The 13,576-nt window shown below is 72.8% G+C and carries 14 protein-coding genes and 2 tRNA genes; 7 read left to right on the top strand and 9 right to left on the bottom strand.

The window, feature by feature from the left end; translation table 11 throughout:
• Nucleotides 1-14: 14 nt before the first annotated feature.
• A complete protein-coding gene (locus AB0O67_RS15145; protein WP_365450001.1) occupies nt 15-836 on the top strand; it encodes a YceI family protein in 822 nt (273 codons plus the stop codon).
• Between the two features lie 12 nt (nt 837-848).
• Here AB0O67_RS15145 and AB0O67_RS15140 read toward each other — a convergent pair whose 3' ends face one another.
• A complete protein-coding gene (locus AB0O67_RS15140; RefSeq protein WP_365449999.1) occupies nt 849-1,529 on the bottom strand; it encodes a GAF and ANTAR domain-containing protein in 681 nt (226 codons plus the stop codon).
• A gap of 288 nt (nt 1,530-1,817) precedes the next feature.
• On the opposite strand from AB0O67_RS15140, the gene AB0O67_RS15135 reads away from it, so the two are divergent.
• A complete protein-coding gene (locus tag AB0O67_RS15135) occupies nt 1,818-2,171 on the top strand; it encodes an STAS domain-containing protein (protein WP_365449997.1) in 354 nt (117 codons plus the stop codon).
• Nucleotides 2,172-2,227: 56 nt separating this feature from the next.
• Nucleotides 2,228-2,698 (top strand): PPOX class F420-dependent oxidoreductase, encoded by a 471-nt coding sequence (locus AB0O67_RS15130; protein WP_365449995.1) that lies wholly within the window; start codon nt 2,228-2,230, stop codon nt 2,696-2,698.
• On the opposite strand, the gene AB0O67_RS15125 is transcribed toward AB0O67_RS15130, so the two are convergent.
• From AB0O67_RS15125 to AB0O67_RS15110, 4 genes are all read right to left on the bottom strand, one after another.
• Nucleotides 2,699-3,460, bottom strand: a complete 762-nt coding sequence (locus AB0O67_RS15125) for a TetR/AcrR family transcriptional regulator (RefSeq protein WP_365449993.1) — start codon at nt 3,458-3,460, stop codon at nt 2,699-2,701. It lies immediately after the preceding gene.
• 71 nt (nt 3,461-3,531) lie between these two features.
• Nucleotides 3,532-5,076: an MFS transporter gene (locus AB0O67_RS15120; RefSeq protein ID WP_365449991.1), complete on the bottom strand. Its 1,545-nt coding sequence runs from the start codon at nt 5,074-5,076 to the stop codon at nt 3,532-3,534.
• A gap of 609 nt (nt 5,077-5,685) precedes the next feature.
• On the bottom strand, nt 5,686-6,426 hold the full coding sequence (locus AB0O67_RS15115) for a response regulator transcription factor (protein ID WP_365449989.1): 741 nt from the start codon (nt 6,424-6,426) through the stop codon (nt 5,686-5,688).
• A 116-nt stretch (nt 6,427-6,542) separates the two neighbouring features.
• Nucleotides 6,543-7,640 carry a DUF2797 domain-containing protein gene (locus tag AB0O67_RS15110; protein ID WP_365450069.1) on the bottom strand — a complete coding sequence of 366 codons (1,098 nt, stop codon included), beginning with the start codon at nt 7,638-7,640 and terminating at the stop codon, nt 6,543-6,545.
• A 96-nt stretch (nt 7,641-7,736) separates the two neighbouring features.
• Between AB0O67_RS15110 and AB0O67_RS15105 the strand changes: the two genes are divergently transcribed.
• A complete protein-coding gene (locus AB0O67_RS15105) occupies nt 7,737-8,102 on the top strand; it encodes a DoxX family protein (RefSeq protein ID WP_365449987.1) in 366 nt (121 codons plus the stop codon).
• A 14-nt stretch (nt 8,103-8,116) separates the two neighbouring features.
• Here AB0O67_RS15105 and AB0O67_RS15100 read toward each other — a convergent pair whose 3' ends face one another.
• Both AB0O67_RS15100 and AB0O67_RS15095 read right to left on the bottom strand, forming a co-directional pair.
• Nucleotides 8,117-8,383 (bottom strand): hypothetical protein, encoded by a 267-nt coding sequence (locus AB0O67_RS15100; RefSeq protein ID WP_365449985.1) that lies wholly within the window; start codon nt 8,381-8,383, stop codon nt 8,117-8,119.
• Between the two features lie 190 nt (nt 8,384-8,573).
• Nucleotides 8,574-8,702 (bottom strand): alpha/beta hydrolase, encoded by a 129-nt coding sequence (locus AB0O67_RS15095; RefSeq protein WP_365449983.1) that lies wholly within the window; start codon nt 8,700-8,702, stop codon nt 8,574-8,576.
• Between the two features lie 94 nt (nt 8,703-8,796).
• Between AB0O67_RS15095 and AB0O67_RS15090 the strand changes: the two genes are divergently transcribed.
• Complete coding sequence (locus AB0O67_RS15090) at nt 8,797-9,147, top strand: hypothetical protein (RefSeq protein WP_365449981.1); 351 nt, start codon at nt 8,797-8,799, stop codon at nt 9,145-9,147.
• A gap of 115 nt (nt 9,148-9,262) precedes the next feature.
• Here the strand turns inward: AB0O67_RS15090 and AB0O67_RS15085 are convergent.
• Nucleotides 9,263-9,335, bottom strand: a tRNA-Arg gene (locus AB0O67_RS15085).
• Between the two features lie 191 nt (nt 9,336-9,526).
• Nucleotides 9,527-9,617: transfer RNA gene (locus tag AB0O67_RS15080), tRNA-Ser, on the bottom strand.
• A 180-nt stretch (nt 9,618-9,797) separates the two neighbouring features.
• Between AB0O67_RS15080 and AB0O67_RS15075 the strand changes: the two genes are divergently transcribed.
• Both AB0O67_RS15075 and AB0O67_RS15070 read left to right on the top strand, forming a co-directional pair.
• Nucleotides 9,798-10,280: an SSI family serine proteinase inhibitor gene (locus AB0O67_RS15075; RefSeq protein ID WP_365449979.1), complete on the top strand. Its 483-nt coding sequence runs from the start codon at nt 9,798-9,800 to the stop codon at nt 10,278-10,280.
• A 335-nt stretch (nt 10,281-10,615) separates the two neighbouring features.
• Nucleotides 10,616-13,576: PAS domain-containing protein (locus tag AB0O67_RS15070; protein WP_365449977.1), on the top strand; the 2,961-nt coding region annotated here is incomplete at its 3' end.

Here is a 13,576-nt window from a genome sequence, read left to right as displayed (position 1 = left end):
GAGTTACGAAGGACATGGGACTGACCGCGAGGATCCGCACCCGGGACGGATGGGCCGTGTCGCACGCGGTCGTCACCGTGACGGACGCGAGGGGCACGCAGGTGCTGCGGGCCGAGGCGGACGCCGAAGGCGCGGTGCGGGACGCGACGCCGCTGGAGCCGGGGGCGTACACCGTCGTCGTCACGGCGGTCGGGTACGCGCCCGCCGCCGCCGGCGCGATCGTCACCGCGAGCGGGCGGGCCGAGGTCGGCGCGGTGACGCTGTCCCGGCAGGGCGGGGCGGAGCTGCCGCCCCCGGGGCCGTGGACCATCGACCCGGCGCACTCCGCCGTGGCAGCCGTCGCGCAGCACCTGGGAATCTCCAGCGTGCGCGGCCGGTTCACGGACTTCACCGGCACGATCGAGATCGCCCCGGACGACATCACCAAGTCCCGCGTCACGGCGGCCATCCGGGCCGCGACCATCGACACCGGCAACGGCATGCGGGACCAGCATCTGCGCTCCCCCGACTTCCTGGACGTCGAGCGGCACCCGCGGATCACCTACCGGTCGACGGGCCTCACGGCGGCCGGTGCCGACCGTTGGACGGTGCACGGCGAACTCGCCCTGCACGGCGTCGTCCGCCCCGTCGACCTCGACCTCGCCTACCTGGGCACCGGCGCCGACCCGTGGGGCGGCACCCGGGCCGCGTTCCGCGCCACGACCGAACTGCGGCGCGAGGACTTCGCCATGCACTACAACCAGGTCGTGCAGGCGGGCATCGCCGCCATCGGCACGACGCTCAAGGTGGAACTGGACGTGCAGGCGGTGCAGGGGGAGTCCCTGCCGACGGCGTGAGCCGGCTCCGGCTCACGCCGGGGGGTGCGCGTCCACGAGCCGGCGGGCGAGGTCGCGCAACTTGATGTTCTCCCGCTGGGAGGCGCGCACGAGGCTCTCGAAGGCCTCCCCCGCGTCCATGTTCATCCGTTCCATCAGGATCCCGGTGGCCTGCCCGATCAGGTCGCGGGTGCGCATGGCCTCGGTGAGCTGCTCGCGCACGGTCGCGGAGTCCAGGGCGATGCTGACGTGCGCGGTGAACAGGCGGCCGATCCGGGTCGCCACGTCGTCGAAGACGTGCGGCTTGCGTGCGTAGGCGGTGAGCACGGTCAGGCTGCGTCTGTCGGCCCGCAGCCGCAGCGCCAGCGCCGAGCGCAGCCCGAGGCCGGCCGGGCCGTCGCCGCCCTCCTCGGCCTCGCTGTCGGCGAGCCGGACCACCGGGGCGTTCCACAGCCGGGTCCAGTACGGCGGCCGGGCGCCGTCGCTGCTGAACGCCTCGACGGCGCGGACCGGCTCGTCGCGCCAGGCCACCGTGCGACGGTCGCCGTCCCGTTCGATCACGGAGATCGCGGCGTACTCGGCGCCCGGCAGCAGCCGCACCGCGAGCCGCACGGCGGTGGTCAGGGTGGTGTCCGGGGTGAGCGTCTCGTGCAGCTGCTGCGCGGCCACCGTCAGCGCTTCGGCCAGCTCGAAACCAGCTGGAAAACGGTGCAAACCAGAAAACTCGGACGCAGTCACCACGAACCTCTTCAGCGAGCGCGGCCAAAAAGACCGTGCGCAGGAGAGCTCCGCAGCACATTCCCGACTGCGAGCACAGGACGTACAGCACTTTATCTGCTCCGTTGCACTGAGGTGACGCCCGGCTGACGGTCTTTCCGGACACCTTTGAACGAGGCCGCGAGCGTGATGGAATGGGCCGACGGGTCAGGAAGCGGCCTCTTCGGAATTCGGAACCGGACGATCGTCCGCCGTCTGCCATATGCCGTCTGCCAGGTGAGTGCCGTGACCCCCTTCCCGACCCCGTGCCGGGTGCGCGACCTGCCGGGCTGCACCCTGCTCACCCTGCCCACCGAGATCGACCTCGGCAACGGCGCCGCCCTGTACGCGGCGTCGGCCGCAGCCGCCGACGCCCGGGCAGGCGAGCTGCGGCTGCTGGTGCTCGACTTCAGCGGCACCGAGTTCATGGACTCCCAGGGCGCCCGCCTCGTCGCGGACGTCCGCCACCATCTGCCGGCGCACGTCCAGCTCCGTGTGGTGGCGACGCCCGACGGCGTACCGAGCCGGGTCCTTGAGGTGACCGGCGTCCGGCGGGACGTACCGGTGTACGCCGGCCTGGCGGAGGCTCTCGCCGCGTGAACGTACCCCCGGCAGGGTCAGCCTCGGTGGACCCCGCTCCCCCTAGGCTGCCGTCCATGGCACCGAACATCGCGACCAACACCCGCGTCTCGCTCGACGAGCTCCTGGACTTCGTACGTCCCCGCCATCACGCCCTGCTGCTCACCCGCCGCGCCGACGGGGACCCCCAGGCGTCCCCGCTGACCTGCGGGGTCGACGACTCGGGCCGGATCGTCATGTCCACCTACCCGGAGCGGGCCAAGACCCGCAACGCCAAGCGGGACCCACGCGTCAGCCTCGTCGTCCTCAGCGACGACTGGAACGGGCCCTGGGTCCAGATCGACGGCACCGCCGAGGTGATCGACACCCCCGACTCCGTGGAACCGCTCGTGGAGTACTACCGGAACATCGCCGGGGAGCACCCGGACTGGGCCGAGTACCGGCAGGCCATGGTGAAGCAAGGCAAGTCGATCATCCGGGTGACACCGCAGCGGTGGGGCCCGGTGGCGACGGGGGGATTCCCGGCGCGGTTGGTCGAGGGCGACTAGTCAGCCGCGTTCGACCATGGCTTCGATCCCGGCCACCAGCAGGTCCAGGGCGAAAACGAAGTCCCGGTCCATCATCTCCGCGACGGTGTCGCCGCCGCGGGCCGCCATGAGGTTCCGGGACTCCTCGATGACCTCGGCGGTCTCCGGCACCTCGCCCACCGAGCTCATGGCCTCCTGGAAGTAGTCGTCCGGGGACATGCCGGTCTCGGCGGCGCGGGCGAAGAAGTGGCCCTCGATGGTGCCGTAGCCGTAGACGAACTGGAAGACGGCCGAGATGGCGCCCGTCACGCCGTGCGCCGGCAGCCCGGCGCCGCGGATCACGCGCTGGACCACGCGGGAGAACGCGAGGTGGTTCGGCCCGATGTTGAGGTACGTCCCCGCGAGCGGCGACAGCCAGGGGTGGCGCACCAGCAGTGCCCGGTACTCGGTGGCGAGTGCGCGCAGTTGGTCGCGCCAGTCCTCGGCGGCGTCCGGGTCGGGCAGCCGCAGCTCGCCGAAGGCGGCGTCCAGGGCGAGTTCGAGGAGGTCGTCCTTGGTGTCGACGTACCAGTAGACGGACATCGCCGTGACGCTCAACTCGGTGGCCAGCCGCCGCATCGAGAACTTGGCGAGCCCCTCGGCGTCCAGCAGCCGCACGGTCACCTCGGTGATCCGCTGCCGGTCGAGGCCGGACGGCTGACCGCCCCGGCCGCCACTGCGGCGCGTCTTCTCCTCCAGCCAGACGCTGGTCCGCGCCGCCCGCCCAGCAGCTGCCTTCGTCATCGGCGCACCTTCCTCGACAGTGGTCCCCGCCACAAGGCTAGGCCGCGGCGCCCCCGAAGGGGCACGGGCTCTCAGGCGTCCGCCGGCTCCGCGCGCTCCGCCGGGTCCTCCCGTTCCGCCAGCTCCCCCCGCTCCCCCCGCTCCGCCCGCTTGAGCAACGCGGCCGCCAGGAACCCGCCCAGCAGCACGGCCACCGAACCGACCAGCAGGCTGGTCCGCAGCCCGGACGAGAACGCGTCGGTGATCTCCTGCCGCTCCGACGACGACCCCGCCGAGGCCAGCGCGGCCGGCAGCGACGTCGCGGCGACCGGAACGAGCGCGGCGAACCGGGAGTTGAGCACGGCGCCGAGGACCGCGACGCCCAGCCCGTTGCCGAACTCCGCGAGCGTGCCGTTGATCCCGGCGCCCATCCCGGCCTTGGCGGGCGGAATCGCGCTCATGATGGCGTGCGCCATCGCGGGGTTGGCGATGGCGCAGCCCACGCCGATCAGCACCAGCCCCAGCAGCGTCCCGGCGTACCCCTCGGAGGCCAGCGTCGCGATCGACACGAGCCCGCCCGACATCATCACCATGCCGAGCCCGATGGCGACCGGCGTACCGAGCTTGACCATCCACTTCGCCGACCACCCCGAGAAGTTGAGCAGCACGACGACGAGGGCGAGCGGCGCCGTCCGCAGGCCGGCCTCCAGCGGCTCGTACCCGAGCACGAACTGCAGGTGCTGCGTAAGCAGGAACAGCGCGCCGCCCATGCCGAAGGTGATCAGCACCGCACCGGCCACCGCGCCCGTGAACCGCTGGTCCCGGAAGAAGTGCAGATCGAGCATCGGGTACGGAATCCTGCTCTCCCACCAGGCGAACAGCGCGAGCACGACCACCGCGACGCCCCCGCCGGCCAGCACCTGCCCGGACGTCCACCCGTGCTCCGGCCCGGAGATGATCGCGAACACCAGCGAGGCCATGCCGATCGTGGAGAGCAGCGCACCGAGCAGGTCGGGCCGGTCGCCCCGAGGGTTCTTCGACTCGGGCACCAGCGCCACCACCGCGACCAGCCCGACCGCCACGACCGGCAGGTTGATCAGGAAGATCGCGCCCCACCAGAAGTGGTCCAGCATGAACCCGCCGATCAGCGGACCCGTCGCGAAGCCCAGCGCGTTGACGGCGCTCCAGATGCCGATCGCCTTGGGGTGCTCCTCGGGCGCGAAGATCTGCATCGCCACGGCGAGGGTGGTGGTCAGCAACAGCGCGCCGCCGACGCCCATCCCGGCCCGCGCGGCGATCAGCTGTCCGGTGGTGCCTGCGACACCGGCGACCAGGGAGCCGACACCGAACAGCGCCAGGCCGGCGATCAGCATCTTCTTGCGGCCGTAGCGGTCGGCGGCGCCGCCCGCGCTGAGCAGCAGACCGGACTGCACGAGCGAGTAGGCGTTGATCATCCACTGGATGTCGGAGGTGGCCGCGTCCAACTCCTGGGTGAGGGAGGGGATCGCCACGTTCAGCACGGTGTTGTCCAGCAGCACGGTGAGCTGCGCGAGGCAGATCACCCCGAGGATCAGCCAGCGCTGCGGGTGACCGGCCGGCGTCTGTGCGGGGGCCTTGACGTGGGAGGTCGTCGACATGCCATACACCGTATAGCAGTCCTCTTACGGCGTACAAGAGGATCCCGCCGCACGAGCGCCGGCCGGCGCCCCGGTTCTGGCCGCCGCCCGGGAAGCCGCCCCCGCCGGGGCCGCCGCCCATGCCGCCCTGTACGGACGGACCCGCCGTCACGATCGAGCCGGTGTGGCCCTCGCCCAGCGTGGTGAGCGTGTACGCGGCCGGACCGGCCAGCCCGTCACGACGGCCAACGCCACGACGGCGTGGGCCGGTCGACGCCCGAGCCGGTTCAGCAACACCAGCCCCGGCGCGGCGGGATCGTGCCGCTGGCCTGCGGGCCGCGCGTGACGAACTCGGCGAGGTCGGACCTCGGCTGCTCCGGTTCTTGGGAATCCCCTCGGCGTCGGGCTTGCCGCCGGGCGGTCTGCCCACCGCCCGTGCCAGGGCCTCGCCGAGCCGGCCGTCCAGCTGGTCGTAGAGATGGGAGCGCAGCGCGAGCGTCGGGGCCGAGCCGATCACCGCGCACACCACCGCGATCAGCACGACCGAGGCGACGACGAGCCGGGTCCGCAGAGTGCGCGGCCGGCCCACCCGCCCAGCGCGCCGTCGCGTACGCGGCTGCCGTCGCCGGGTCATGACACGGCAGGCTTGATCAGGTAACCCGCCCCGCGCCGGGTGTGGATCATCGGCTCCCGGCCGGCGTCGATCTTCCGCCGCAGATACGAGATGTACAGCTCGACGACGTTGGCCTGCCCGCCGAAGTCGTACGACCAGACCCGGTCGAGGATCTGCGCCTTGCTGAGCACGCGCCGCGGATTGCGCATCAGGAAGCGCAGCAGCTCGAACTCGGTGGCGGTGAGATGGATGCCCACGCCGGCCCTCGTGACCTCGTGGCTGTCCTCGTCGAGCGTGAGGTCGCCGACGACCAGGACGGAGTCCGAGTGCCGGTCGGCGGCACGGGACCGCCGGATCAGCCCGCGCAACCGCGCGACGACCTCCTCCAGGGAGAACGGCTTGGTGACGTAGTCGTCCCCACCCGCGGTGAGTCCGGCGATGCGGTCCTCGACGGCGTCCTTGGCGGTCAGGAACAGCACCGGCACGTCGGGCAGCTCCCGCCGCAGCCGGCCGAGCACGGTCAGCCCGTCCATGTCCGGCAGCATCATGTCGAGCACGACGGCGTCGGGCCGGAACTCCCGCGCGGCCCGTACGGCGCCCTGGCCGTCCCCGGCGCTGCGTATCTGCCAGCCCTCGTAGCGCAGGGCCATCGACAACAACTCGGTGATCGACATCTCGTCGTCCACCACAAGCACCCGGACGGGGCTCCCGTCCGGCCTCAGCAGTTCGGTGCGCCCCTGGGGCGAGATAGTGGTCATGCCGAATACCCTGACGGCCGCCTCTTAGAGGGCCCTTGCGGCAACCTGTGATTTGCCTGAGAAACGCACAGGCGGGTGACAGGGGGCGCTGGGGAAGCCCTCAGGGACCCGGAGACTCAGAACAAGCCGTCCTGCAGGGCTTCCGCCCGCGGGAACTCACGGACGGGGAAGGAGAGGGCCCCTGCTGGGCCCGCGGGAGACGGGGCTGCGGCAGCAGACCGAGCGGGGGTGGGGTACCGGGCGGCGGCGGGCGAGGGGGCTGCACCGGGCGAGGGGACGCCCGCGGGCGGCAGAGCTGCGACCGGCGAGTGGGCTACGCCCGGGAAGGGGGCTGCGCCCGGCGACGAAGCCGCCGCGGACGACACAGCAGCGCCGGGTGTCGAAGCCGCGCCCGGCGAGGGGGCCTCGGCGGGTGAGGCGATCAACTCCCACCCGCACATGAGCCGTGTGTCCAGTACCACCACGCGTCCGCCGACATCGAGATGCAGATCGGGCCCGGCGGCAGCCACCAGCTCGCCGCTCACCACCCCGCCGGCGACGAGTTCGCTCACCTCGCCGACGGCGCCCGGCGCCCCGTCCAGCCCGAACGCCCGCACATGATCGACGGCCCGGAACGGCTTGCGCTCCAGCGACTCCGGCCAGGCCGCGAAAGCGATGGCCCGCGCGTGCAGCTCCGCGATCTCGGCCGCCCGCTCCGCCACGGTCTCGGGCAACCCGGCTCGCACGGCCCGCTTGGCGGCGTACGGAATCCGATCGGGTACCCGCGACGCGGCCCGCAGCATCTCCTCGGCCCGCCGCGCGGCCATCAAGGGCCCGGCCCCCAGCCAGCTGAAACAGACGGCCCCCTGTTCCAGCAGGCGGGCCTCGCCGCGCTCCACGGCGGTGATCCCCACCTTCACCATGCCGGGCCCGAACCACGCCAGATACACGTGGTAGGCCCGCGGATCGTCGGGCACGGCATCGGCGGCCACGGAATGCGCCCGGTTCAGCCGAGCACACTCCTCGCACCGGGCCCCCGTACTCCTTCCCGCCACGACGACCCCCCGGGGACACGCGTGCCCGCGAGCCCCCACGCACGTCCGGACACCTCCTTCCGCGACGCCGAAGGCGACCCGCTTCCCCCAGCTCAGCGCGCTCCGCCGGCCTCCGCTCCAGGCGAGTACGGGGCCACCGCCCGCCCACCGCAGCCCCGAGCACTTCCACACGTCAGCCATCAACGTCCGAGCGTAGGCGCAGCCACTGACAACGGCCGGTCACCTCCCGCCCACCCGCACCGTCGAGCCAGTGACCACCGACCAAACGGAGCCGAGATGTCCAGCCTCTTCCTGCCCTACCTCCTCCTCACCCTCCTCACCACCACGGCCACCGCCAGCGCGGCCGTCGCCGACCTGATCGGCCACCCCTACCCCAGGGCCCAGGCGGACCGCCTCGGCATCCCGCACTCGTGGATCCGCCCCTTGGGCACCCTCCTCGCGGCGGCCTCGCTCGGGCTCCTGACCGGCCTGGCCGTCCCCGCGCTCGGCACGCTCGCGGCGGCGGGCCTGGTCCTGTACTTCCTGGCCGCCCTCGGCGCCCACCTACGGGTCCACGACACCCAACTGGGCGCGTGGTCGGCGTACTTCACCCTGTCCCTGGCGACTCTGCTGCTGAACGTGGCCTACCTGACCGGTCGATGAGGACACCGCTCCGGTCAGCAGGACCGCTGCCCCGTGCGGTACCCGACGTTGAAGCCGTCCTTGTAACCCCGTCGGTAGTCCCTGCTCTGCTCGGGGAAACCGGTGAGTGCCCGGCGGTTGTCGTGCTTGTCGCACTTACGCTCGCCCTGGCGGAAGCCCTGCTTGAAACCGTCGCTGAAGCCCCGCCGGTAGTCCCTGCTCTGCTCCGGCACCAGCGTCGCCGTACCGACATGAGTCCCACTGGGCGTGGCCGCTGCAGCCTGCTGGAAGGTGACCGGCATCAGACCGAGGCTCAAGGCGATGACAGCCGAACTCAGGACGGCGGCCCCTCTTCGTGAAGCGGGCATGCCTGCCCCCTCTCACAAGAACTTTGATACGGATATAACAACTCTAATCACCCGTACAGCCGCCGCAACTTGCGCATTCGCACGAGCCGTTGCTCCCCGTACGTCCTGCCCTCGTGTCGGCGGGTCAGGTGCCGAGGTACTCCCCGAAGAAGCTGCTCAGCTTCGTGACGACCGTGGGCACGTACTCCTCCTTGTCGTAGAGGTCGATGTGGGTGGCGCCGTCGATCCAGAACAGTTCCTTGGGCTCGTTCACCTTCAGGGGACGTAGCCGCCCGACGCGCAGACGCCCAGGGCGCCGATGCGCCCGGGGTCCACCTCGTCGCAGGGGGCGCGAAGTCACTGGTTCCATGGCCGGCAACAATGCGCCGCGCGATGAACTGGGCGATTTCCTGAAGGCCAGGCGTGCGCAGCTACGCCCTCACGCGGTCGGAATGCCCAACGGCGACCGGCCTCGCCGGATGCCGGGCCTACGCCGGGAAGACGTCGCGCAGCTCGCGGCGATCAGCTTGACGGCTACACCCGCCTCGAAACACGGCGGCCTCCCGGCGTCCGCCCCGGTACTGGCCGCACTCGCCCCCGCGCTGCGCCCGGACGAGGACCAGCGGGCCTATCTGTACGGCCTGGCCGGAAAGGACGCCGCCCGACCCCGCCGCCGTACCGCTGCGCCACCGACCCCGACCACCAGCTCATGGTCATGACCGCCGCCCGGCTCACCCTCCCACCCCCCACCGGCAACCGAAGTTGAGCCACCGGTCGCACGGCGCATGAGCAAACGCCAGAGGCCCCGGATCTCTCCGGGGCCTCCAACCTGTGTGCACTCGGCAGGATTCGAACCTGCAACCTTCTGATCCGTAGTCAGATGCTCTATCCGTTAAGCTACGAGTGCTTGTCTGTGTTCTGTTTTCCCGCCGCTCCCGGCCCTCCCGGCCCGCTCGCGGCGACAGGAAGAACATTACATGACTGCCGCCGTCATGTGAAATCCGTTAGCCGCACCCCTTGTGACCTGCGCAAACGCCATTCGGAGCCCCGAGACGACCGAAGCCCCGGTCCGGGGAGGACCAGGGCTTCGGTGATGCGCGGAGGCGGAGGGATTTGAACCCTCGATGGGCTTTAAGGCCCAAACCGCATTAGCAGTGCGGCGCCATAGACCGGACTAGGCGACGCCTCCAGCACAGCCGCTCTCGCGTGCGCGAGCGGTGTGTGCAGATGATGACACAGTCGAGCGTGCTGTCACCAATCGCCCCCCACGGTACTAGGCAGCCGGGTCGCAGGGCAAAGGGCTTCCCCGCCGGTGGGGCGCGCGCAACATCCGGGGGCGTGAGGCGTTGGTCAGGTCATGTTGCAGGTCATGAGTCTCACGCTGCCCCGGCTCGCCCTCGCCGCCGGCGCCTCCCTCGCCGCGCTCACCTCCCTGTCCGCACCCGCGGCCGCCGCCCCGCCCTCCCCTCTCGTCGGCTCCCTCGGCTCCCTCGGCCAGCACCGCGGACACCCCCATCCCGACGCCGATAACCTCACCGTCACCGTCAGCGGTGTGAGCGGTGGTGCCGACGGGACCTTCGAGGTGCGATGCCACCCGAGTGGCGGGAGTCACCCGGACGCCGACGGAGCCTGTCAGGCGCTGGAGAGGGAGACCCGGTGGGGACGGGACGTCTTCGCGCCGGTGCCCCGGGACACCATGTGCACCATGCAGTACGGCGGTCCCGCCACCGCGCGCGTCACCGGGACGTGGGCCGGACGCCCCGTCGATGCCACGTTCGACCGCAGCAACGGTTGCGAGATCGCCCGCTGGGACCGGCTCGAACCGTTGCTCCCCGACGCCGGCCACGCGTAGGCGCCCGAGAGCCACCGCTTTCACAGACCCGCCCATAAGCCTCACCCGCGCCATCCCCATGCCGCGCCCCCCGCCATCCCCATGCCGCGCCCCCCGCCCTCCCCCACTCCCTCACGTAAAGATCCGGCGCAGGGGGCGCGAACGGCGCGTGGCGGTGGTGTGCCGAGAGCCGGTACGCACTCCCGTTCGGTGTCAATTCGTCGTGCGACCTCTCTCTCATCCAGCGTCGCGAGGACAACCCCAGCCCTTAGACTCCCTCGCGTGACACGTCGCGGGCAGGTTGGCAAGATGGCCCGAGCGGTCGGCAAGGTGCGGTAACAGGAGGGAAGCGTCTCGTGAGCAGCAGGCCATCCCGAGGCGCTGCTCGCCTCGCAGCCATACTGGACGCGCTGCCCGACGCGTTGGTGCTGGTCAACGCCAACGGGACCGTCGTCAACGCGAACACCATCGCGCTGGAGGCCTTCGAGGCGCCCGGCACCGCCCTGGTCGGGCGCGGGCTGCTGGATCTGCTGCCCCAGTTCGACTCGAAGCTCATCCCGGGCTCCATGCGGCGCCCCGACCACATCGACCCGCGCGGACGGACCAAGCCGACCCGGATGACCGCCCGGCGGACGGACGGCAGCGAGTTCCCCGTCGAGGTCACCAGCGCGAACCTGGAGAACGGCCAACAGGCCTACGACAGTTACGGCTACACCAGCGACGAGCTGCTGATGCTCGTCGTGCGCGACCTGTCCGGCACCGTCGACACAGAGGCCGAGCTGGCCCGCTCGCAGCGGCAGACCGAGATGATCCTGCGGGCCGCGTCCGAGGGCGTCGTCGGCACCGACACCGACGGCCGGATCGTGCTCGTCAACCCGGCCGCCGCCCAGATCCTCGGCTACCGCGCCGGTGAACTCGGCGGCAAGGAACTGCACGACCTCGTCCTCCACTCCCGCGCCGACGGTTCGCCCTTCCCGTACGAGGAGTCCGCGCTCGCCGACACCCTGCGCTCGGGGCGCAAGCACCGGGTGCGGGGGCAGGTCTTGTGGTCCAAGGGCGGGGACAGGGTCTCCGTCGACCTCACGACCGCCCCCGTCCGGGACGGCGACCAGCTCGTCGGCGCCGTGATGACCTTCGCGGACCGGCGCCCGTACGACGTCCTCGCCGAGGAGAAGTCCGCCGTCGAGAAGCGGCACGCCGAGGAACTGGAGCGGCTCTCCGAGGAGCACGCCTCGGACCTCACCGCCCTGCGCCAGCAGCACGTCACCGAGCTGGAGGAGCTGCGCGAGCAGCACACGGAGGAGGTGGCGGCGAGCGAGGAGCGGTACGCCGCGCTCGCCGAGCGGGAGAAGGACCGCTACGAGGCCCTGGCCGGGCGCCACGACCAGCTGCTGACACTGCTCGCCCGCTCGCTGCGCGGGCCGCTCGACGAACTGCGCCGCGATCTCGCGGCCCTCGCCGCCGACGACGCCGGCCAGCTGTGGCCCGAGGCCAACCAGGTCCTGCACCACCTCTCCGCCGGGTACTCCCGGATCACCCAGCTCATCGACAACGTCCTCGCCTACCAGCGGATCGACGCCGGGGCCGAGACGATCACGCGGACGAAGGTCATGCTCGACGCGGTCGTCGCGGCCGGTGTCGACGGCGCCGTCGAGCTCGTCGGCCCGGGGCGCGTGCAGTTCGCCGTGCACGCGCCGCCCATCGAGGCCGAGGTCGACCCTCAGCGCCTCGCCACCGCGCTCGCGCATCTCGTCGCGGACGTGGCGGGCGTCGACGCGACCGGCAACGCGCCCGTGTCGGCGGGCGGTTACATGGACAACACGGTCGTGGTCGCGGCGGCGCAGCGCGGCGAGGTCGTACGGATCGAGGTGCGCGGGCCGTACGCCGGGGGAGACCCGGTGCACGAGCCGATCGTGCGCGGCATCGTGCGCGCGCACGGCGGTGTGCTCCAGACGCACGAGGTGCCGGGCATGAGCGGCAGCGCGTACGTGCTGGAAGTGCCGCTCGGGGGCGGGGCGGGGGCCGTTGCCGCTCCGGCCGTGCCGGAAGCCGCGCCCGAGGCCGAGGAGACCTCCGGCGGCGGGCGGCGGCGGGCACGGCGCGCCTCCGTGGACGCCTTCCTGGGGAGCGAGGTGCCGCAGGCCAAGGCCGCCGAGATCGAGGCCGCCGCTCCGACCGGACGCCGCCGGCGGCGGGCCGCGCCCGAGGTGGCGCCGGCACCCGCTGCGGCCGACCCCGGTGAGGCCGGTGGTGGTACCGGGCGGCGGCGCGGGCGGCCGGCCGAGGGCGCCGAACTCGCCCTGCCGGGCGCTGCGCCGGACGACGCGGCGGGGGACGACGTCAGCGAGGGCGCCGTCGTCACCGCCGCCGAGCATGCCGCGGGGACCGCGGCGGCCGCGAACGGCCTGGGTGGCACGGTTCCGCCGCAGGGCGTACCTGGTTCCGGCGGCGGGCGGCGGGCCCGGCGTGCGGCGGGCGAACAGCATGCTCTGCCTGCGGCGTTGCCCGCCGGAGCCCCGGACGCCACGGCGGCCCCGGCGCCCGACGCGTCCGCCGCGGTCGTGCCGGCCGGGGCCGGTGCCGGTGCCGAGGGGCAGCAGCAGTCGACCGGGCGTCGGCGGCGGGCGCTCGCGGCGGCGCAGGAACGGGCCGCCGCGCAGGAGACGGGTCCGCGCACGGTGTTCGCGCTCCCGCCCGCCGAGGCGGATCGGGGTGCGGCGGATCAGGCGACGGTTCCGGCGCCCGGGCAGCCTCAGGGTCCGGCGCCGGCGGCCGTCCAGGTGCCGGGGCAGGCCGGTCCACACGCCGTCCCGCAGATCGGCCCGGCGCAGACGCAGACACAGGCACAGGTGCCGAACCAGGGCTCCCCCGGTGCCGAGCACCCCGACGATCACGGCCGGCACGACGCCGTACCGCATGACCGGTCCGAGGACCACACGCCGCCGCAGCCGCATCCGGCGAGCGCGCCGACGGGGCGCCGCCGTCGGGTGGCCGCCCCGCAGGCGGAGGCCAACGGCGGGCCCGCGCAGGCGATCCCGGCCCAGTCGATCCCGGCCCGGGCCCAGCCTGCCGTCCAGCCCCAGCCTCAACCCCATGCGGTCTCCGCCGCCCAGGGTGCTCCGGTGGCTCAGCAGCCCCAGGCCGCTCCGGCCGCCCCGCCGCAGAGCGTCCCGGCGCAGCAGCCCGGCGTGCCCGCGCAGGGCGTCGCCCAGCCGCTGCCGGGCGCGACCGGGCCGGCCCGGCAGGCCCCGGCGCAGCAGCCCGGCCCCGGCCGGCCCGTCCCACCCCAGCCCCAGCCCCAGCCCCAGCCGGCCCAG

The organism is Streptomyces sp. NPDC086077 (assembly GCF_040686175.1).
Classification (GTDB): domain Bacteria; phylum Actinomycetota; class Actinomycetes; order Streptomycetales; family Streptomycetaceae; genus Streptomyces.
The sequence above is the reverse complement of the archived record's forward strand: the minus strand, read 5'-3'. Positions and strand labels throughout refer to the sequence as shown.